Below are 20,574 nucleotides of genomic sequence, written 5' to 3'. Positions count from 1 at the left end.
CAGTTGCGCGCCGACAACTCAGGTCAGCCTGCCGCCCGGTGCAATCGGGTAGCCAGCTCACGCAGGTGCGCTGCCAGTTCCGGCGGCTCGAGGATCCGGAAGTCGAAACCGAAACCCGCCACGTGGACGGCGATGGCGTCGAGTGAATCCGCGCCGGTATGCAGGATGCAGGTGTCCGGGTCGACGGCCTCGAGCACGCCGACGGTCGGCGCGATCACCTCGGCGGCCCGCTCGGCGGAGGTCAGCAGCGTGATACGGGCCTGATAGCGGTAGGGCGCGGTTGTCACTCCCCGGGAGACCTGATCGGCGGCGTCGGGCGCGGGGCGGGGCGTGAAGCGGGGGCCGGTCGGGATGCGCGGGGTGAGGCGGTCGACGCGGTAGGTGCGCCAGTCCTCGCGGTCCACATCCCAGCCGGTCAGGTACCAGCGGCGGCCGATGTGCACCAGGCGGTGCGGTTCGGTTGTCCGGCGCGAGGATTCGCCATCGTGGGTGCGGTAGTCGAATCGGAGGCGATGCTGGTCACGGATGGCGGCGGCGATGGCGGTCAGGGTGTCCGGGTCGACGCGCGGGCCGCCATCGGGGACGGCCACGGTCGCGGCCTGCAAGGCCGTCACCCGATGCCGTAGCCGCGAGGGCAGCACCTGCTCGAGTTTGGCCAGCGCCCGCAGTGAGCTCTCCTCGATCCCGGCGATGGTTCCGCCCGCCGCGGTGCGCAATCCCATGGCGACGGCGACGGCCTCCTCGTCGTCGAGCAGCAGCGGCGGCAGTGTCGCGCCCGCGCCGAGCCGGTATCCGGCCGCGCCGGCGGTGGCGTCCACGGGATAGCCGAGGGCGCGCAGCTTTTCGATATCGCGGCGCACGGTGCGCACATCCACCTCGAGCTGCGCGGCCAGTTCCGCGCCGCTCCAGTCGCGCGGGGTCTGCAGCAGCGAGAGCAGTCGGAGCAGTCTGGCGGAGGTTTCCAACATGAATTCGATTCTGTCGCACAGCTAGGGCAGAACCTGTCCTAACCGCCTTCTACCGTGGTTCTCATGAGCGAACAGATCACGCCCTTCCGCATCGACATCCCCGCCGAGCAGCTCGACGACCTGCGCCGGCGACTGGACGCCGCGCGCCTGCCCGCCCCGCTGCCCGGCGACGACTGGGACACCGGCGTGCCGGTGCACTGGCTGCGCGCGCTGGTCGAGCACTGGCGCACCGGATACGACTGGCGCGCCGCCGAAGCCGAGCTCAATCGGTACCCGCAGTTCCTCACCGAAATCGAGGGACAGCGCATCCACTTCCTGCACATCCGTTCCGCCGAACCGGATGCGGTGCCGCTGCTGCTCACCCACGGCTGGCCCGGTTCGATCGCCGAGTTCCTCGACGTCATCGGCCCGCTGACCGATCCGCGCGCCCATGGCGGCGACCCGGCCGACGCCTTCCACCTGGTCATTCCGTCCCTGCCCGGGTTCGGGTTCTCGGGTCCGGTCAGCGACACCGGCTGGACGCGGGCCCGCATCGGCCGGGTGTGGGCGGAACTCATGAACCGGCTCGGCTATCAGCGCTACGCCGTGCAGGGCGGCGATATCGGCGGCGCGGTCAGCCCCGAGGTGGCCCGCACGGCACCGGACCGGGTGATCGGCGTCCACGTCAACGGCGGCCCCAACCTGCCCCCGCCCTCGGCCGCGAACGATCTCGACGAGCTCACCGACCTGGAGCGGGACCGGGTGCGGCGCATCCAGGCATTCATGCGAGAGGAGTTCGGCTACGTCGCGATTCAGTCCACGCGACCCCAGGCCCTGGCGTACGGGCTGGTGGATTCGCCGGTCGGCCAGCTGGCCTGGATCATGGACAAGTTCCGCGAGTGGACGCACCCGCGCGGCGTCGATCCGGACAAGATCATCGACCGCGACCGCCTGCTCACCACCGTCATGCTCTACTGGCTCACCGGCACCGCCGGGTCGGCCGCGTATGTCGGGTACGCGAACACCGGGGAGTGGGGTGCGCCCGGCGTGAACTCCGGTGTGCCGACCGGTGTCATCGCGTTCGCGCACGACGTCTGCATCCGCCGCTACTGCGAGCAGTCCAACACCATCACCCGCTGGGTGGACGTGGATCGCGGCGGGCATTTCGCGGCGATGGAGGAACCCGAACTGCTGGTCGGCGACATCCGCGAGTTCTTCCGCGACCTGCGCTAGACCGTGCGGAAAGCCTTCGGCTGCATCAGGAAACGAGGGGCCTGACCTGCTCGGCGGCGAAGCGGACGAAGCCGGCCGGGTCCGGTTCGTCGCCGGTGGGCTGCAGGACCACGCTGGTGGCGCCGGCCTCGACCCAGCGGAGCACGGTGTCGGCAATGGCCCGAGCATCTCCCGCGACACCGATATCCGGGATATCGTCGCGGTCCTGCCCGCGCAGGTCCGCGGCCACCCGCTCCGCGGCATCGGGACCGGTCGCCGCCAGCAGGTACACGACGATCGGATACGGCTGTGCCGCAAGCGCTTCGGGCCGCCCGGCCCGCACGATCCCGACGGCCGTGCGAATCCCGTCGGCGGGGGGTGGAGCTGGTGAGGATCACCCCGTCGGCGGCCTCCCCCACCACACTCAGCGTCCGCGGCCCGGTCGCGGCGGCCAGGATCGGCGGTGCGACGGCGGGCGGCCAGTCCAGCGCGACGTCGTCGAGCCGGACATACCTGCCCTGCACCGTGATTCGCTGCCCGGCCAGCAGCGCCCGCAGCGCGTCGAGGTATTCGCGCAGCAGGGTGATCGGCGAGGCGACCCGCTCCCCCACCTGCCCCATCCAGTCCTGAACCCCGTGTCCCACACCCCAGATCCCCCGCCCGGGGAACATCCGCTCCAGCGTCGCCAGCTCCATCGCGGTGACCGCGACATTGCGCAGCGGCACCGGCAGCACCCCCACCCCGACCCGCACCCGTTCACTCCACGCGAGCGCCGCTGCGGCCGTGGCGATCCCGCCCTCCAGGAAGCAGTCCTCCCACAGCCACAGCTCGTCGAGTCCCGACTCGTCCGCCGCTCGCACCACGTCCCGCAGCCGCTCGGGCGGTTGCTGCGGCCGGAACACCACTCCCAGGGTCCTCATACCCCATGCGTACCACGCCGGAGCCGGAAATAGCTGTGGCCCGGTCACATTCGCGACCGGGCCACCAGGGTTCGGAACTCAGCCGAAGTGGCAGACGTAGTGAACCGGCTCGATGACCTCGATCTGGAAGCTGGAGTTGCCCGGCACGGAGAACGACTCGCCGCCCTTGTAGGTGACGGCCTCGGACTCACCGGCGAGGGTGACGTTGCACTGGCCCTCGAGCAGCTCCATGATCTCCGGCGCACCCGTGTTGAAGGTCAGGGTGGCGGGGAGGATGACACCGATCGACTTGCTGGTGCCGTCGGCCAGTTCGATGTTGTGGCTCACACACTTGCCATCGAAGTAGACGTTGGCGCGCTTGGTGACGGTGACATTCTCGAACTTCATGCTGGTACGGGGCCCTTCCTACGGGTGACGACCGGCCGCGCGGGCCGGTCCGGTTCGCGCCGATCGTACCCGCGACCGCCGGGCAATCGTTCAGTCGGGCAGGGCGTCGAGGGCTGGGTCGGGCAGGGCGTCGAGAGCCTGAGCCGTCAACGCCCGCCCCTGCTCGATGATCGGGGTGGCGCGATGGAAATCCATGGTGCCGCAGATGTTCTGCGGCACCTCGATCACCAGGTCCGGCGGGTGGGCGGCCAGTTGCTGGCGGGTGAGGGCGGCCAGCATGAGATCGATGGCCCGCTGGGCGACATCGGTGGCGCGGATGCTGCTCAGCGCCGGGGGCTGCGCCGGCACCTCCTCAACCGGGGTGCGCGCCCCGCCGAGCCGCTGCGCCGAGGCCCGCCACCACTGGGTGAACCAGTTCGTGCGCGGTTGCGCGCGGTCGTAGGCCGGGTCCGGCGCGCCCGAGAGGTCGACGCCGATGGTCATGTCCGCGGGGCCCAGCGCCATGGTCGCCACCACCGGCAGCGGATCGAGCACGCCGCCGTCCACCAGCACATGCCCGTCGACGAGCACCGGGGTGATGAATCCGGGGATGGCGATCGAGGCCCGGATGGCGGCATCGAGTTCACCGGCCTGGAACCAGGTGGACCGGCCGGTCGTCATATCGGTGGCCACCGCGACATACGGGATGGGCAGGTCCTCGATGCGCAGGGCGCCGAGCATCTCGCGAATCCGGTCGAGGACCTTGCTCGCGCGGATCACGCCCGGTTCGCTGAACGCCGGATCCAGCAGCCGCGCCACCTCGAACTGGCCGAGAGTGGTTGCCCAGGAGGTGAATTCGTCGAGCCGCCCGGCGGCGAACAGCCCGCCGACGAGTGCCCCCATCGACGATCCGGCCACGCCGACGATCTCGTAGCCGCGCTCCTGGAGTTCGGCGATCACGCCGATGTGCGCGTATCCGCGTGCGCCGCCACTACCCAGGGCGAGTTTGACGCGCTTGCCCGTCGACATAATGGATCTCCTACCCACCCGGGAGCCAGCAATCGAATCGCAAACCATGGTAGAGCCCGGCCGCCACCGGCCCGGTCAGCGGCCACCGCGGAGGTGACGATCCGCTCCGAATTGGGTATCCATCCGATTGCCGCAACTCTGGAAGTCGGCAACCGCCACCAGAAGACTAGCCGGTCATACCAACAATTCCACAAGTCGTGCGAGCTGAATCCGCTGAATCCGGGCAGGCATTCAGGCGTTATCGTGTCATCCCATGCTTGCTGAAACTCAGAACGTTCGTGTGGACAGCGAATTCGCACGGCTGCGAACAGTGGTGGTTTCGCAGAGCGAATTCCGAGCACCAGCAAATGCCGAGATACTCGGCCACTCGATGCCGGTGGAACCGGGGGCGGCGGACATCCTGAACGCGGTGTGGGGTCAGCACTTCGGCGCAGGACCCGGCCCGTTCCTGGAGGGCAAGGAGCTCGAGGGCCGCGGCATCACCGTCGAGTACATCGACTTCGCGGTGTCGCGGCTGTTCGGCGGCGCGTTCCGCTGCTCCACCCAGCCGCTGCTGCGCGCGGACTGACCTGTCCCCCACCGGCTTTCGCCGGGGCGGAACGGAATCAGGCGGCCGAGGTCACACGGTAGACGTCGTAGACGCCTTCCACATTGCGGACCACGTTGAGCAGGTGGCCGAGGTGCTTGGGGTCGCCCATCTCGAAGGTGAACTTGGAGATGGCGACCCGGTCACCGGAGGTGGTGACCGCGGCCGAGAGGATGTTGACCTTCTCGTCGGCCAGCACCTTGGTCACGTCCGACAGCAGGCGGGTGCGGTCCAGGGCCTCGATCTGGATGGCCACCAGGAACACCGACGACGGCGACGGCGCCCACTTGACCTCGATGATCCGTTCCGGTTCCGAGCGCAGCGAATCGGCGTTGGTGCAGTCGGTGCGGTGCACGCTGACCGCGCCGCCGCGGGTCACGAAGCCCATGATCTCGTCGCCGGGCACCGGGGTGCAGCACTTGGCCAGCTTCGAGACCGTCCCCGGCGCGCCCGGAATCTCCACGCCCGCATCGCCTGTGGTGCGCTGACGCGCCGGCATGGTGGACGGGGTGGACCGCTCGGCCAGTTCGTTCTCGACATCGCTGACGCCGCCGAGCTGGGCCATGAGCCGCTGCACCACGTGGTGCGCGGACACCTGGTTCTCGCCGACGGCCGCGTACAGCGCCGAGATGTCGGTGTAGTGCAGCTCGTGGGCGAGCGCGCTCATGGCGTCGACGCTCATCAGGCGCTGCAGCGGCAGGCCCGAGCGCCGGACCTCCTTGCTGATGGCGTCCTTGCCCGCCTCGAGGGCCTCCTCGCGGCGTTCCTTGGCGAACCACTGCCGGATCTTGGCCTTGGCGCGCGGGGACACCACGAAGTTCTGCCAGTCCCGGGAGGGTCCGGCGTTCTGGGCCTTGGAGGTGAAGATCTCGACGACCTCACCGTTCTCCAGCTGCCGTTCCAGCGCGACCAGCCGCCCGTTGACGCGCGCGCCGATGCAGCGGTGGCCGACCTCGGTGTGCACGGCATAGGCGAAGTCCACCGGGGTGGACTTCTGCGGCAGGGTGATCACGTCACCCTTGGGCGTGAACACGAAGATCTCGGGCGATTTGAGGTCGAAGCGCAGCGACTCCAGGAACTCGGCCGGGTCGGCCGCCTCCCGCTGCCAGTCGAGCAGCTGACGCATCCACGCCATGTCGTCGACTTCGGTGGAGTCGTTGGAGTGCTTGCCCTTGGTCTCCTTGTACCGCCAGTGCGCGGCGATGCCGAACTCGGCGGTCCGGTGCATGTCCTGGGTGCGGATCTGCACCTCCAGGGGCTTGCCGTCGGGGCCGACCACGGTGGTGTGCAGCGACTGGTAGACGCCGTAGCGCGGCTGGGCGATGTAGTCCTTGAACCGCCCGGCCATGGGCTGCCACAGCGAGTGCACGACACCGACCGCGGCGTAGCAGTCGCGCACCTCGTCGCAGAGGATGCGGATGCCGACCAGGTCGTGGATATCGTCGAAGTCCTTACCCTTGACGATCATCTTCTGATAGATCGACCAGTAGTGCTTCGGACGGCCCTCGACCACGGCATTGATCCGGCTCGACGCCAGGGTGTTCACGATCTCGGCGCGCACCTTGGCCAGGTAGGTGTCACGTGATGGCGCGCGGTCGGCGACCAGCCGCACGATCTCGTCGTACTTCTTGGGGTGCAGGATCGCGAAGGCGAGGTCCTCCAGCTCCCACTTGACGGTGGCCATACCGAGGCGGTGCGCCAGCGGCGCTATCACCTCGAGGGTCTCGCGGGCCTTCTTGGCCTGCTTCTCCGGCGGCAGGAAGCGCATGGTGCGCATGTTGTGCAGCCGGTCGGCGACCTTGATCACCAGCACGCGGGGGTCGCGGGCCATGGCGATGATCATCTTGCGGATGGTCTCGGCCTCGGCGGCCGCGCCCAGGTTGACCTTGTCCAGCTTGGTGACACCGTCGACCAGATGGGCGACCTCGGTGCCGAATTCGGCGGTCAGCTCGTCGAGCGAGTACCCGGTGTCCTCGACGGTGTCGTGCAGCAGCGCGGCCACCAGCGTGGTGGTGTCCATGCCCAGCTCGGCCAGGATGTTGGCCACGGCCAGCGGGTGCGTGATGTACGGGTCGCCGGACTTGCGGAACTGGTGGGCGTGCTTCTCGTCGGCGACGTCGAAAGCCCGTTGCAGCAGAGCGAGATTCGCCTTCGGGTACAGCTCCCGGTGCACGCTGGCGAGGGGCTCGAGCACCGGCTTGACGGCGGCGATGCCGCGCTGCCCGGTCATCCGGCGGGCCAGGCGCGCGCGGACGCGGCGTGATGCGGAGGTGGGAACGGCGGTGGAGTTGCGAGCGGCGGACTGCCCGTTGGCCGCTGGGGTGGCGGACTCACCCTCGGGCGATTGCCCCGAGTTCGCCTGCTCCAGATGCTGTGTCATGCCACCTCCGCTCGCGGCCTCGATCGGAAAACCATATCGGACCGTTCAACCACCCAGATCATCCACTTTAGTCCTGGAATCGGATCCCGACCGGACAGCGGTCGCCGCCGGTCCGAACAGCTCCGGAGCGATGAACGATACCCGGTCGGGGCTCGGTTTCGCGCCCGCATGGGACCCGGATTGTTCCGGTGTCGGCCGGGCCTCCCTGCTCATTGTTCGCCCGTGCTCTCGACCAGGCCCTCCGGGGTCAGTTCCAGCCGCCGCGTCACCCCGATCTCGGTGAGGAACCGCGGGTCGTGACTGACCACGAGCAGTGCGCCCTGGAAGCTCGCCAGCGCCTCGGTGAGGTGGGCGAGGCTGGGCAGGTCCAGGTTGTTGGTCGGCTCGTCGAGCAGCAGCAGTTTGGGCGCGGGTTCGGCCAGCAGCAGCATGGCCAGGGCCGCGCGCAACCGCTCACCGCCCGAGAGCGCGCCGGCCGCGACATCGGCGTCGGTGCCGCGGAACAGGAACCGGGCCAGCTGGGCCCGGATCTGTTCGGCCGAGGCGTGCGGCGCGGTGGCCGCCACGTTCTCGAACACCGACCTGGATTCGTCGAAGACGTCCAGGCGCTGCGGCAGCATGCGCCAGGGCACCCTGGGCGACTCCTCCCGGATGCGGTGCAGCAGCGTGGTTTTGCCGATGCCGTTGCGGCCGGTGAGCGCGATGCGTTCGGGGCCACTGACTTTCAGCGTCACCGTCGGCCCGCACGGGAGCCGCACCTCGGTCAGCTCGAGCACGTCCTGGCCCGGGTAGAGCCGGGTGTCGGGCAGGTCGACGCGGATCTCGCGGTCGTCGCGCAGCCGGTCCTGCATGTCGGTCAGATTATCCTTGGCCTCCTCGACCTTGCCGATGTGGTTGTTGCGCAGCTTGCCCGCCGAGACCTGGGCCTGGCGCTTGCGCTCCCCCATGGCGATCTTGGGTTCGCGCTTCTGGTCCCACATCTTCTGCCCGTAGCGTTGCCGCCGATCGAGTTTGATGCGGGCCTCGACGAGTTCGCGCGCCTGCTTGCGGACATCGCTGCGGGCCTCCCGGATCGCCGCGCGAGCGGCGTCCTGCTCGAGCTCGATGATCCGCTCGTACTCGCTGAAATTGCCGCCGAAGAGCCGGATCTCACCCTGCCGCAGCTCGGCGACGGCGTCCACGCGGTCGAGCAGTTCGCGGTCGTGGCTGACGGTGAGCACGGTGCCGGGGAACTGGCCGACGACCTCGTAGAGGCGTTGCCGCGCCACCTGATCGAGGTTGTTGGTCGGTTCGTCCAGCAGCAGGACGTCGGGTTCGCGCAGCAGTTCGGCGACCAGGCCCAGCAGTACGGTCTCACCGCCGGAGAGGGTGTCGAGCCGCCGGTCCAGCTGCGCGACATCGCCTGCGACGTAATGCAATCCGAGCCGTCCGAGCAGTGCCACGGCGCGTTCCTCGATATCCCAGGCGGTGCCCACGGTTTCGAAGTCGGCGTCGGTGCCGGATCCGGATTCGATGCGGTGCAGGGCTTTCCGGATCCCGGCCAGCCCGAGCACCGCGTCGACCCGCTGCCCCGCGGCCAATCCGAGGTCCTGACGCAGGTACCCGAACCGCCCCGGAATGCTCACCGAACCGCGCGCGGGGCGCAGTTCGCCGGTGATCAGGCGGAAGAGGGTGGACTTCCCCGCGCCATTGCTGCCGACCAGGCCGAGGTGACCGGGTCCGAGCTGGGCATCGAGACCGTCGAAGACTCCGGTGCCGTCCGGCCACGCGAAGGTGAGATCGGAAATGGAAATAACGGGCATTGACATGCGGGCCTCCCCGAGAGTGAGCGAATGCGGCGCGCGATTGCGGGCCACTCGGCGATCACCTCAGAAGAGCAACGGCATGTCTCCGATCGGACGGGAAAAGAACTCGACTACGGTAACCGAGATCAACGAGCCCGGGCAAGAACGTATTTCCTGAGCCGCGTCTCACCGCCGGTCAGCGCGCGGCTCGCGCGGTGCACCGCAGGTAGCCGAGCGCGATCACGGCCAGCAGGGCGGCCAGGCCGTACATGACCGTCGCGCCGTGCCCCAGGGTGATGCCGCCGAGCGTGGTCCCCGCGCCGATGCCGATGTAGATGCAGGAGGCGTTCAACGCCACCACCAGCCCGGACTCCTGCGGCGCGGCCGCGATGAGCCGGTGCTGCTGCGCCGGCGTCTGGCACCAGCTGGCCGCACCCCAGCCCAGGGCCAGCAGCCCGACCAGGGCGGGAACACGGGTGTCGGTCGCCGCCAGCACACCCATGATCGCCAGGGTCACCGCCATCACCGTGTATCCGGCGGTCAGCACCCGGGTGGCGTCGAAGCGGTCGGTGGCGTAACCGGACGACAGGTTGCCCGCCACCGCGCCGACGCCGTACAGCATCAGCATCCACGCGGTCGTGGCGGCCCCGATTCCCAAGGCCCCCAATGCCGGAACGGCATACGCGTACACGACATACGCCGCCCCCATGCCCAGCACCGTCAGCGGCAGCACGGCCGCGACCGACCGATTGCGCAGCACCGCCAGCCGTTTCGCCAGCGGGACCGCGGGATTGCCGGGCAGCGCGGGCACCCACGCCGCGACACCGGCCGCCGCCAGCAGGCACCCGATCGCGACCCCGGTCAGCGCCGACCGCCAGCCCAGCCAGTGCCCCAGCAGATCACCCAGCGGCACACCCAGCGCGGTTGCGATGGTCAGCCCGCCGACCACCACCGCCAGCGCCCGCCCGCGCGCCTGCGGCGGCACCAGCGCCGCGGCCACCGCGCCCGCATTGGGCGTGAAGGCCGCCGCTCCCAGCGCGGCCAGGATCCGGCTGGCCAGCAGGATCGTGAACGTCGGCGCGAGAGCCGATCCCAGATTCGCCAGCGCGAGCACCAGCAGCGCCGACACCAGCAGCGCCCGGCGCGGCAGCCGCGCGGTCATCGTGGCCAGCACCGGCGATCCCAGCGCATAGGCCGCCGCGAACACCGTCACCGCCGCGCCCGCGGCCGCCGTGGACACCCGCAGCGATCCGGCCAGGTCCGGCAGGAACCCGGCCAGGATGAACGAGTCGGTGCCGACGGCGAAGGTGCCCAGCGCCAGGATCAGGGTGCGCCGCAACCCGTTCGGCGCGGCGGTGGCCTCGGCCGTCGACGGCCGGGCAGTAACCGGGATATTAGACATCCCGAATCTCCTTCCGAAAAAACCCGGCGCGGGGCCGGGTCGGTTTCTCGCGGGCGGCGCGACCGCTCAGGCGGTCACATGTTCGTAGAAGCTGCGTGTGTGGGCCGGGGCATTGGCCGGGGCGGCGGCCATCAGGTCGGCCACGGTCTGCGCGGCCAGCTCGCGCCGCCAGGCCAGCTCGGCGCGCCCCATGGCCCGGGCGATGCCGCACGGTTTGGCGAATTCCGTACCCGCCCGGGTGGCTCCGGCCCCGCGGCGGCGAATCTCGGTGCAGCGGAAGGCTTCCGTGCGTCCCTCGACCGCGGACACCACGTCCATGAGCGTGATGCGCTCGGGTGTGCGCGCCAGCCGGTAGCCCCCGCGCGCGCCGGGCGTGGAGTCGAGGATTCCCTCGCGCACCAGCGGCTGCAGCCGCTTCTTCAGGTATTCGGGCGGCAACTCGAAGATCTCGGCCAGGCGAGCGGTGGCGATCGGCGCGTGATCGTCGAGCCAGGCCAGCACGGTGCAGCAGTGCAGTCCCCATTCGACGCCTTCACCCATCATCATGAATAGGGATAATACATGTCCCGGATACCCGGGCCAAGCCCGATTCAGCGGCTGATGCGGCGGGCCTTCATGCCGTTCGAGAGCGGCACCTCGGTCACCTTGCCGCCGGATTCGGCGTGCAGCATGCGGCCGCTGCCGGTGTAGACGCCGACATCCGAGGGTCCGCGCGGGCCGAAGGACCCGAACACCAGATCACCGGGCCTGGCATTGAGCAGCTGGACCTCCACGCCCTGCTCCCACTGCTGTTCGGCCGTGCGCGGCAGGCTGATGGTGCTGCCGCTGGCGGCGAACACCGCGGCCGCGGTGAAGCCCGCCTGATCGAACCCGCCGTCGCTGGGCCCGCCCGGGCCACCACCGCCGAAAACGTAAGGGGTGCCGACCCATTGTTGTCCCGCCGCCACGATCTGCGCTCCCAGATCGGCGTTCGGGTCGGCCTGGAACCGGCCCTCGCTGCCGAGGCTGCGGAATCCGGGCTCGGCGGCCAGGATCCGCGCCACGTAGGGCCGAGTCTCGGTGTAGTGCCGGGAGATCTGGTTGGGCATGCCGCCGGAGGCGAGCACCGCGCCCTCACCGGCGTTGTAGGCGGCGATGGTGAGCGCGGTCAGGTCGCCGGAGACCTTGCCCTCCGACATCCAGCCCTCGATGGTCTTGGCGATGGCGCACATGTAGCGCCCCTGCCCGATGATGGCGTCGGCCGGATCCAGCACGCTGGCATAGCCTTTGCCGTCGGCGTCGATGACGTACGGCTGTCCGTCGGGTGCGAGGGCCTTGGCGGTGCCGGGCATGAACTGGGCGATGCCCTGCGCGCCGTCCGGGGACACCGCGTCGGTGCGGAACCCGGATTCGGCCTGGCCCTGGGCGGCCAGCAGCGAGGCACCGATCTCCGGGCACAGCGAGCCCGCGCGGCGGTACCAGATCTCGAGTTCGGGCGGCACCTTCCCGGAGGCGAGATTGCCGCCCGGCGTGCCGAATCCGTTCTCGCAGTATGGCGTACTGGGTGCGGGAATGGTGCCGCCGGCCAGCCACGGCATGGGGTCGACCTGGTGCCCGCCGGTCAGCCGCCCGCCCGGCACCAGCTCGAAATGCAGGTGCGGGCCGGAGGATTCGCCATTGTTGCCGACGTCGGCGATGTGCTGACCCATCTGCACGACGTCGCCGATGTGCACGAAGATGCCGTTCTGGTACATGTGCCCGTACACGGTGGAGTACCGGCGGCCGCTGCCGTCGAGGGAGTCGATGACCACCCAGTCGCCGAAGCCGGACGCCGCGCCCGCGGCCACCACCAGCCCGTCGGCGGCTGCGTAGATCGGCGTGCCCGCGGGGGCCGCCAGGTCGACGCCCATATGGGTGCCGCCGCGCGCGCCGAACACGTCGCTGACGGTGAATGTGCCTGCGGCGAGCGGATATTGGTGCCGCCCGGCCCCGGTGAGGCTGCCCGCCTCGTTCACCGTGCCGGGCGCCGCCGCCATGGAGGCATTGGCCGGCGCGAGCTCGGTGGAGGTGGGGGCGGCGTCCTTGATGGTGACCTGGACCCGGTCCAGGTGATTGCGGGCGACGTCGCCGCGGTCGCCGAGCGGGCTCCACTCGGTGCCGGCGGCCGCGCCCGGAGTCCAGCTGCGCTGCTTCCAGATCAGGTAGTCGACCCGGAAGGCGGCGGCGTTCTGCTGCAGGAACGAGACGATGGCGTCGCCCTTGCCCGAGTCCGCGCCGACGATGAATTCCACCGAGCGCCCGGCCTTCAGGTCCGGAACGGAGTCGTCGTTCACGATGCCGCGCATGTCCATCATGCCGAAGTGGGCCACCGTGCAGCGCAGCACGCGCAGCGCGCCCTCCTGCAGGCCGGCCTCGACGGGGGAGCCGGTGGTGGGGCAGTTGGGTTCGGTGCGGGCCGAGGTGACGGCCGGAACGCTGGGTGTGCCCGGGCCGCAACTGGTCTCGCTGGCGGGCAGGATGATGACGAGGACGAGGGTCAGCAGACCCAGCACCAGGGCGACCGCCCCACCTACGAGGACTTTGGGCTTCACGCCCGAACGCTCCCGGCCGCCGCGGTGATCACCCGGACATCATGCCATGGCGGACACGCGGTTTCACGGAGCTGCGGGTCTGTTTCGAACGGAGCTGCGTGTCTGTTTCAACAGGCATACAGCGGGCATCCCCCTGATATGCCGTACGTCGCCCGCAATGAAGTCCACGCCGCTCGCATCATCAGCGGCGTCGGCGCGTTGTTCGCCCTCGTCGAGGGCGTCTACATCCTGATGCTGATCCTCAACGCGGATCAGGCCAACAAGTTCTTCGTCTTCATCAAGGGGCTCGCCGAACCTCTCGCATTGTTCTTCCCGGGGCTGTTCCACACCGGCAGCCCGAACGTCGACACCATCCTGAATTACGGCCTGGCCGCGGTCTTCTGGCTGGTGGTCACCGGTTTCGTCGCCCGGGTCATTGCCCGCTAGAGGCCGGCGACCGACAGATCGAACGCGGTGAGAGCCGCGGCGAACAGAGGCGTGTGCTCGGAGCGGCCGGGATCGTATCCGGTAAGGGCGGCGATGCGGTTCAGGCGGTAGTTCAGGGTGTTCCGGTGCACGACCAGCGACTCGGCGGCCGCGACGCGATTGTGGTCGCAGGCCAGATACGCACGCAGGGCCGCCATCAGGTGCTGATGCTCGGCCAGCGGCGCGAGCAGGCCGAGCAACCAGGCGCGGGCGGGGCCGGGACGGGCGAACTGGTACTGCAGGGCGAGGTCGGCCATCCGGTACACACCGGTCGGCCGTCCCAGTCCGAGGGCGAGCCGGGCGATCTCCGCGGCCTCCTCGGCGCGCCCGGGGATCTCGGAAACCGTTGCCCCGGTGGCTGTCCCGGCTATCACCCGGCCACCCGCGGCGGCGGCGATCCGGGCGACCGCGGCATCGACGCGGGCGGCCGGTTCGCTCACCGGCACCAGCACCCAGCCCCCGGCCCGATCCAGCACGGTCAGCGCCAGCGGTGACAGCGCGTCGACCTCCCCGTGGATCACGCGCATGGCGGGCCGCGCGCCGTCCCCTGCGGCGGGCCGCGCATCGCCCACCGGGGCGGCCGTGCCGGCGGTGCGCAGCGCCAGCACGTGGTAGCCGCCGAGCGCGATCCCGAATCGATCGGCCAGCAGTTCGGCCGGTTTGCCCTGCAACAATGCCTGCGCCAGAGCGCGTTTGGCTTCCCGCTGCTCCCAGTGCAGGTCCTGCCGCTCACGCAGATAGGACCCGGCCACGCCCGGAATGACGACGCCCAGGTACCGCAGCAACTGCGGCACGGCCCGCAGTAATTCCTCCCGCTCATGTTCCGTCCGCGCCTGTGCGCTGAGGAAGTTCCAGGCCGCCAGCGCCCCTTGGTGATACACCGCCAGCACCGCGTCCAGGGGGATACCTTCGCGCGCCCGCCGCACCGCGACCGCGATCATGTCGTCCAGATCGCCCGCCTGGGGTTCGCGCCCCTCCCCCAGCAGTCGCGCGACCAGCCGCAGATTGTCCTCGGCACGATGGATCACGTCCCGCTCCAGCCGATCCCGTGGCAACTGCTCGTAATCCGGGACGCTGCGCACCACCGCCGCCAGGATCTCCCGCGCGGCCTCGGACAGGTGGGTCGCCAGGAATTCCGCGAACGCGGCCTGATCCTCGGGTGGGTTACTCACCGGTACATTGTTGCCGCGACCGAATCCCTTCGCGGGGCAAATGAATCCAGCAGGGCGAATAGCCGCCACCGCCGGACCGGCCTGTCATTCCACCAAATCCGGCCGATCACCCCTGAGCCCGTGCACAGAGACCGCGACCATTTGCCTGGGACGGTTTTGCTGGTCGGTATCCGCGCCGCCGAGAGCTTCGACCCCGCGCAGCTGTCCGGCGCCGAGACGCCGACGGCGCTGTGGGGGTGTCGCCGGACAGCTGCCCGGCGCGTTCCACTGGCTGCGCGATCGTCTCGACGGCGTTCCGGCCCCCGAGGGCTGCACCATCACCGATCCGGTTCTCGTCATGGCCGAACCCCGGTTCTGGCAGACCCTCGGGGAGATCCTCCCCACCGCCGTACAGGCCCTGATCGGTCAGGCCATCGGGGCGGGGAGGTGACCGGTCATAGCTCGACGATGGAGGTCAGCGGGTAATCACCCTGGCGTTCACGGCCTTTGAGGAAGCCGAGCTCCAGCACGACTGCCGCCGCCACCACCTCGGCCCCGGCGGCGGCGAACAGCTCGGCCGCCGCGGCGAGGGTGCCGCCGGTGGCGAGCACGTCGTCGAGCAGCAGGACCTTGCGGCCCTTCAGATCGATGCCGTCGGCCGGGATCTCCAGTGCCGCCGAACCGTATTCGAGGGTGTACTCACGCGAGATGACCGGCGGCGGCAGCTTGCCCGCCTTGCGGACCGCGATCACGCCGGTGCCCAGCGTGGCGGCCACGCCCGCGCCCAGCAGGAAGCCGCGCGCGTCTACACCCGCCACCAGGTCGGCGTCGGGGGCGCAGGCCGCCAAGCAGTCCAGCACCGCGCGGAAGCCCTCGGAATCGGCGAACACCGGGGACAGATCCGCGAAACGCACTCCCGGCGTCGGGAAGTCGTCACGCCAGCGGGTCAACTGCCGCACCGCGGCCTCCGCGCGGGCCGCCCGCTCCCCTGCCACCTCGGCCGTCTCCAGCATCTCGTGTTTGCTCATCGGCACCCACTCCTCATTCACCACGCCACCACGGCTCTCACCGTTTCAGCACCCAGCGATCCATGTTCCAGCCCGCTCCCGCCTCGGTGGGACTGGCGATGCCGTTCTCCATACCGTCACCGAACCCGATGGTGCGGGGGGCGGCGAACAGTGGAACCGACGGCATCTCGCTCCAGAGCAGGTTCTCCTGCTCGGTCAGCAGGTTCAGCACGGTGCCCGAGTTGTCCTCGGCCGCAAGCTGATCCGCGATGGCATCGTAGCGGCCGTTGCCGAACCGGCCGAAATTCAGCCCCGCGCCGGTGCGCAGCGACGCGGTGGCGTCGGTGCCGGTCAGCGAACCCGACGGGCCCGGCATGCCGGCGGTGCCGCCCAGGATGGCGTCCACCTTGCCGTCGGTGAGCTGCGACGCGGTGAAATCCGGTGCGCCCGCGTCGACCACGGTGATGCCCGCGGCCTTGCAGGCGTCGGCGATGGCGGTCACCGTGGCCGCGCGCCGCTCGTCCGGCTTGACGTAGCCGATACGCACGGTCTGGTTCTGGACACCCGAGGTCGCGGCGGCCTGGGTGGCGGTGGCGTCACCGCCCCTGTACTTGTCACCCGCACCCGAGATCGCCGAGTAGTACACCGAATCCTGTTGCACCGTCCGGGAATTCAGTAGGCCCGCGCCCAGCCCCAGCTTGACGTCGTAGCCCGGGTGCCCGAACTTGTCGAACAGCGCCTGCCGCGGCACACACAGCGCGAACGCCCGGCGCGCATCCGCCGATCCGAACACCCCGCCGGTGCTCAGCACCAGCTGCTCGACCCCGCGGCCCGGCAGATTCTGCTTGTGGAACCCGCCCAGGTTCACATCGCCCAGCGACCCGGCGCCCACATCGAGCACGCCGATCGACTTGTCCGACACCTTCGACTTCAGGTCGGAGTGCCGGTCCCACACCACGATCCGCGGCGTCCGGGGCTGATTGCCCCACCACTTCTCGTTCTTGACCAGCACCAGACCGTCCTTGTCACCGAACGAGTCGATCCGGTACGGCCCCGAGGACGGCAGCAGCGTCAGGTCCACCTTGCCCGGGGCGAGCTTCCAGCCGTTGTTCCAGAAGTCGGCGATGCGCTCGAGGGTGGGTTGATCCCCGGTCTGCACCGGCGTCACCACACTCGGGATCTTCACCTGCGCGGCGATCACGTGCGCGGGCAGCAGCTCGGTGGCATTGAACAGCGTCTTCCACGCCGAATAGTGCTTGCCCGGCCGGAACACCACGGTGGCGTCCTTGGATCCGGGCTGGCAGTCCACCCGCTCGATATCGCGGTAGCCGTCGGTGCTCGCGGCGTCGAACAGCGGCGCCGGCCCGCCCGGACCGGCCTTGGTGAATCGTCCGCTGCGCGCGGCCCAGGTCAGCACCAGGTCATCGCAGGAGGTCGCCACGCCATCGGAGTAGACGCCCTCCGGGGCGAGGCGGTACTGGATGGTCTGCGCGTCGCCCGGGACCTCCTTGGCGGTGCCGGTGTCGGTGTCGGCCACCGGCTGCCCGTCCGGGCCGGTATAGAAGAACCCGGTCAGCACCCGCGAGAACACCGCGGCCGCACCGCTGTTCGCGCCCAGCGTGCTGCCGCCGTTGTAGCTGGCGACGACCGCGTCCACGCCGTACCCGATCGAGGGCACCTGATTCTTGCTGGAGCACCCGGCCAGCGCACCGGCGGCGAGGGCACCCGCCACCAGCGCGACAGCGGTCCGGCGCACAACCCTGTGGTCTTGCTTCACGGTCGCACCCCCTGCGCTCAGTGCCGTCGCTGCTGTCGTTTCCCAGTCGGCCGGGCCCCGGGACGCGGCGCCCCGGCGCTCTGACTGCGCGGCGCGTGGTCGCGTCCGAAACCATTGGCTTCGGCGCCGCGGCCCGCGGCGCCGGCCCGCTCGGCGGCTGCCGCGCCCACCCGCGCCTTCGCGCCACCGGAGCGGCGGTTGAGCACCTTCTTGGTGTGCGCGGCCACCGGACCCCAGGTCTCCTTGAGAGTCACCAGCACCGGCACCGCGAAGAAGATGGACGAGTAGCCACCCACGATCATGCCGACCAGCTGCACCAGGGCCAGGTCCTTGAGGGTGCCGACGCCGAGCAGCCACACCGCGACCACCAGCATGCCGATGATCGGCAGGATGCCGATGACGGTGGTGTTGATCGAGCGCATCAGCGTCTGGTTGGCCGCCAGGTTCGCCTTCTCCGCGTACGTGTGCTTGGTCAGGTGCAGGACACCGCGGGTGTTCTCCTCGACCTTGTCGAAGACGACCACGTTGTCGTAGAGCACATAGCCCAGGATGGTGAGCAGACCGATGACCGCCGCCGGTGTCACCTCGAAACCGACCAGCGAGTAGATGCCCGCGGTGACGATCAGGTTGAAGAACAGCGAGCCGATCGCTGCGAACGCCATGTCGCGTTCGAAGCGAATCGCGATGTACAGCGTGGTCAATCCGACGAACACCACCAGCGCCAGCAGCGCCTTCTTGGTGACCTGGCCACCCCAGGTCCCGCTGATCTCGGCGACGCTGATGGCATTGCGGCTGGCCTGGCCGTTGGAGTCCTTCGGATGGAAGGTGTCGAACAGCGCGGTCTGCAGCTTGTCGGCCTGCTCGACACTCAGTGTGTCGGAACGGATCTGGATGGTCGCCGAGGACCCCGAGCCCGCCTTCTGCACGGTGACCGGGTCGTGGCCGAGCGTGGACCGGTAGACGTCCTCCACCTTCGAGGTGGTGACGCTGTCGGAGGCGGGCAGCTGGATCCGGGAGCCGCCCGCGAAGTCGATGCCCAGGGTGAAGCCCTTGAACGCCATGCTGGCCACCGCGATGGCGATCAGCGCCGCGGCGATGCCGTAGTACACCTTGCGCTTGCCGACGATCTCGAAACCACCGGTACCGGTGTAGAGCCGCTCGAACAGGCTGTGCTGCTTGCCTGTCGGCACGGCCTCGTAGTCGAGTTCGGAGTCGGAATCCACGACGACGGGAGAGGACTTGGCCATGATCACGCCTCCTTCACCAGGACGCCGGCGGTGGCCTTGCGTTCCTGTGCAAGCTCTGCAATAGCGCCCAGGCCGTTCACCGACGGCTTCGCCCAGAACGGCGAGCGCGAGACCAGCATCATCAGCGGCGAGGTCACCAGGTACAGGACGATGACGTCGAGCACGGTGGTGACACCGAGGGTGAAGGCGAAGCCCTTCACCTGGCCCGCGGCCAGCACGTACAGCACGGCGGAGGCGATGAGCGAGACCGTCTTGCCCGACAGGTTGGTGCGCTGCGCGCGCTGCCAGCCACGCGGGACCGCGGACCGGAAGCTGCGGCCCTCCCGCATCTGGTCCTTGATGCGTTCGAAGAAGACGACGAACGAGTCGGCCGTCAAACCGATACCGATGATCAGACCCGCGATACCGGCCAGGTCGAGGGTGAAGCCGATCCAGCGGCCCAGCAACACGATCAGCGCGTACACCGCCACACCCGCCGCGAGCAGCGAGAAACCGGCCAGGAAGCCGAGCATGCGGTAGTAGAGCAGGCAGTACAGCAGCACCGCCAGCAGGCCGATGGCACCGGCGATCAGACCGGCGTGCAGCGACGAGATGCCCAGGGTCGCCGAGACCGTCTCGGCCTCGGAGGTGCCGAACGACAGCGGCAGTGAACCGTACTTCAGGGTGTTCGCCAGCTCCTTGGAGGTCTTGGCATTGATGCCCGGACCCGAGATCGCGGTGCTACCGCTGAACTGGCCGCCCTCCTTGATCACCGGCGCGGAGACCACGCGGGAGTCCAGGGTGAAGGCGATCTGCTTGCCCACGTACTTGTTGGTGAGGTTGCCCCACTGGTCGGTGCCGCTGGACTTGAACTGCAGGCTGACCACCCACTGGGCCTGCTGCAGCACGCCGGAGGCGTCCTTGATCTCGGTACCGTCCATCACGGACTTGTCGAGCAGGTAGACGGTGGTGCCGTCGGTGCTACAGGTCACCAGGGGCAGGTTCGGATCGTCGTTGCCCTGCAACGGATCCGGCTTGGAGCAGTCCAGCGTGGCCATGGCCTGCAGCTGGGCGTTCTGGTCGGTGCTCTGGCGGGCCGCCTTGGCGGCCGCGATCTCCTGCGCGGTCTGCTGCTGGCCGCCCGCCGGCGCGGGCGTCGACGGCGGCGCGGACGGGGTGGTCGGGGCCTGTGCCGGGAACACCCGGTTCTGCGGGGCCTCGCCGGTCGTCGTGGGGGCCGGAGCCTCGGCCGTGGCCGGGGTGGTCTCGGTAGGCGTCGCGCTCGTGCTCGGCGGCTGCTGCGGCTGGGTCTGCTGCGGCTGCTGGGCCTGCTTACCCGCCTGCGCGGGGGCGCTCTGCACCACCGGACGGAAGTACATCTTGGCGGTGGTCGCCAGTGATTTCGCCTGTGCGCCATCGGCACCGGGGACGGTGATCACCAGATTGTCGCCCTCGATGACGACCTCGGAGCCCGCCACGCCCAGACCGTTCACGCGCTGCTCGATAATGTTCTGCGCCTGCTTGAGGCTGTCCTGGCTCGGCTTACCGCCATCCGGGGTGCGAGGCGTCAGGGTGACGCGGGTACCGCCCTGCAGGTCGATGCCGAGCTTCGGGGTGTGGTGCTTGTCCCCGGTGAAGAAGATCAGGCCGAACATCAGAGCCACCAGCGCGGCGTAGATGCCGAGCAGACGCAACGGGTGCGCCGTTCCCTGAGAAGGTGGCACAGTACTTATCTCCTAGGCGGATTCGAAG

17 protein-coding genes and 1 pseudogene are annotated in these 20,574 nt (G+C 69.6%); 3 read left to right on the top strand and 15 right to left on the bottom strand.

Annotated elements, in window-relative coordinates:
- Positions 1-23: 23 nt before the first annotated feature.
- Positions 24-968 carry a helix-turn-helix transcriptional regulator gene (locus tag ACFXN1_RS23495; RefSeq protein ID WP_379443097.1) on the bottom strand — a complete coding sequence of 315 codons (945 nt, stop codon included), beginning with the start codon at positions 966-968 and terminating at the stop codon, positions 24-26.
- A gap of 63 nt (positions 969-1,031) precedes the next feature.
- On the opposite strand from ACFXN1_RS23495, the gene ACFXN1_RS23490 reads away from it, so the two are divergent.
- Positions 1,032-2,180 (top strand): epoxide hydrolase family protein, encoded by a 1,149-nt coding sequence (locus ACFXN1_RS23490; RefSeq protein ID WP_379443098.1) that lies wholly within the window; start codon positions 1,032-1,034, stop codon positions 2,178-2,180.
- Positions 2,181-2,205: 25 nt separating this feature from the next.
- Here the strand turns inward: ACFXN1_RS23490 and ACFXN1_RS23485 are convergent, their stop codons facing one another.
- The 4 genes and pseudogenes from ACFXN1_RS23485 to ACFXN1_RS23470 form a co-directional block, all read right to left on the bottom strand.
- Positions 2,206-2,502: a hypothetical protein gene (locus ACFXN1_RS23485; RefSeq protein ID WP_379443112.1), complete on the bottom strand. Its 297-nt coding sequence runs from the start codon at positions 2,500-2,502 to the stop codon at positions 2,206-2,208.
- Positions 2,503-2,542: 40 nt separating this feature from the next.
- Positions 2,543-3,079 (bottom strand): annotated as a pseudogene (locus tag ACFXN1_RS23480) (LLM class flavin-dependent oxidoreductase); the annotation flags it as partial.
- A 78-nt stretch (positions 3,080-3,157) separates the two neighbouring features.
- Positions 3,158-3,466, bottom strand: a complete 309-nt coding sequence (locus ACFXN1_RS23475; protein ID WP_379386956.1) for a pyrimidine/purine nucleoside phosphorylase — start codon at positions 3,464-3,466, stop codon at positions 3,158-3,160.
- Positions 3,467-3,556: 90 nt separating this feature from the next.
- The gene (locus ACFXN1_RS23470) at positions 3,557-4,474 is read right to left on the bottom strand and encodes a patatin-like phospholipase family protein (protein WP_379443100.1); all 918 of its coding nucleotides are present in this window, start codon (positions 4,472-4,474) and stop codon (positions 3,557-3,559) included.
- 253 nt (positions 4,475-4,727) lie between these two features.
- Here ACFXN1_RS23470 and ACFXN1_RS23465 point away from each other — a divergent pair, with 253 nt between their 5' ends.
- Positions 4,728-5,042: a hypothetical protein gene (locus tag ACFXN1_RS23465; RefSeq protein WP_379443101.1), complete on the top strand. Its 315-nt coding sequence runs from the start codon at positions 4,728-4,730 to the stop codon at positions 5,040-5,042.
- Positions 5,043-5,079: 37 nt separating this feature from the next.
- Here the strand turns inward: ACFXN1_RS23465 and ACFXN1_RS23460 are convergent, their stop codons facing one another.
- From ACFXN1_RS23460 to ACFXN1_RS23440, 5 genes are all read right to left on the bottom strand, one after another.
- The gene (locus tag ACFXN1_RS23460; protein ID WP_379443102.1) at positions 5,080-7,440 is read right to left on the bottom strand and encodes a RelA/SpoT family protein; all 2,361 of its coding nucleotides are present in this window, start codon (positions 7,438-7,440) and stop codon (positions 5,080-5,082) included.
- Between the two features lie 209 nt (positions 7,441-7,649).
- Positions 7,650-9,248: an ABC-F family ATP-binding cassette domain-containing protein gene (locus ACFXN1_RS23455; protein WP_379443104.1), complete on the bottom strand. Its 1,599-nt coding sequence runs from the start codon at positions 9,246-9,248 to the stop codon at positions 7,650-7,652.
- A 172-nt stretch (positions 9,249-9,420) separates the two neighbouring features.
- The gene (locus tag ACFXN1_RS23450) at positions 9,421-10,626 is read right to left on the bottom strand and encodes an MFS transporter (RefSeq protein WP_379443105.1); all 1,206 of its coding nucleotides are present in this window, start codon (positions 10,624-10,626) and stop codon (positions 9,421-9,423) included.
- A gap of 66 nt (positions 10,627-10,692) precedes the next feature.
- Positions 10,693-11,172, bottom strand: coding sequence for an RrF2 family transcriptional regulator (locus tag ACFXN1_RS23445; RefSeq protein WP_379443106.1), 480 nt, complete (start codon positions 11,170-11,172; stop codon positions 10,693-10,695).
- 44 nt (positions 11,173-11,216) lie between these two features.
- Positions 11,217-13,196, bottom strand: a complete 1,980-nt coding sequence (locus ACFXN1_RS23440) for a peptidoglycan DD-metalloendopeptidase family protein (protein WP_379443108.1) — start codon at positions 13,194-13,196, stop codon at positions 11,217-11,219.
- Positions 13,197-13,334: 138 nt separating this feature from the next.
- On the opposite strand from ACFXN1_RS23440, the gene ACFXN1_RS23435 reads away from it, so the two are divergent.
- The gene (locus ACFXN1_RS23435; protein ID WP_379395089.1) at positions 13,335-13,622 is read left to right on the top strand and encodes a hypothetical protein; all 288 of its coding nucleotides are present in this window, start codon (positions 13,335-13,337) and stop codon (positions 13,620-13,622) included.
- Here ACFXN1_RS23435 and ACFXN1_RS23430 read toward each other — a convergent pair.
- From ACFXN1_RS23430 to secD, 5 genes are all read right to left on the bottom strand, one after another.
- Positions 13,619-14,833: a PucR family transcriptional regulator gene (locus tag ACFXN1_RS23430; protein ID WP_379443109.1), complete on the bottom strand. Its 1,215-nt coding sequence runs from the start codon at positions 14,831-14,833 to the stop codon at positions 13,619-13,621. The two genes, ACFXN1_RS23435 and ACFXN1_RS23430, sit on opposite strands and share 4 nt — an antisense overlap.
- 434 nt (positions 14,834-15,267) lie before the next feature.
- Entirely contained in the window at positions 15,268-15,840 is a 573-nt protein-coding gene (locus ACFXN1_RS23425; protein ID WP_379395093.1) for an adenine phosphoribosyltransferase, read from the bottom strand.
- Between the two features lie 37 nt (positions 15,841-15,877).
- Positions 15,878-17,596, bottom strand: a complete 1,719-nt coding sequence (locus tag ACFXN1_RS23420) for an ABC transporter substrate-binding protein (protein WP_379443111.1) — start codon at positions 17,594-17,596, stop codon at positions 15,878-15,880.
- Positions 17,597-17,613: 17 nt separating this feature from the next.
- Positions 17,614-18,843, bottom strand: coding sequence for a protein translocase subunit SecF (secF, locus tag ACFXN1_RS23415; RefSeq protein WP_379395097.1), 1,230 nt, complete (start codon positions 18,841-18,843; stop codon positions 17,614-17,616).
- Positions 18,844-18,845: 2 nt separating this feature from the next.
- Positions 18,846-20,546 (bottom strand): protein translocase subunit SecD, encoded by a 1,701-nt coding sequence (gene secD, locus ACFXN1_RS23410; protein WP_379395099.1) that lies wholly within the window; start codon positions 20,544-20,546, stop codon positions 18,846-18,848.
- Positions 20,547-20,574: the final 28 nt, after the last annotated feature.

Origin of the sequence: Nocardia sp. NPDC059154 (genome assembly GCF_042755705.1) — a bacterium.
Lineage (GTDB): Bacteria > Actinomycetota > Actinomycetes > Mycobacteriales > Mycobacteriaceae > Nocardia.
Note: the sequence above shows the minus strand (reverse complement) of the source record. Positions and strands in the feature narration are given on the sequence as shown.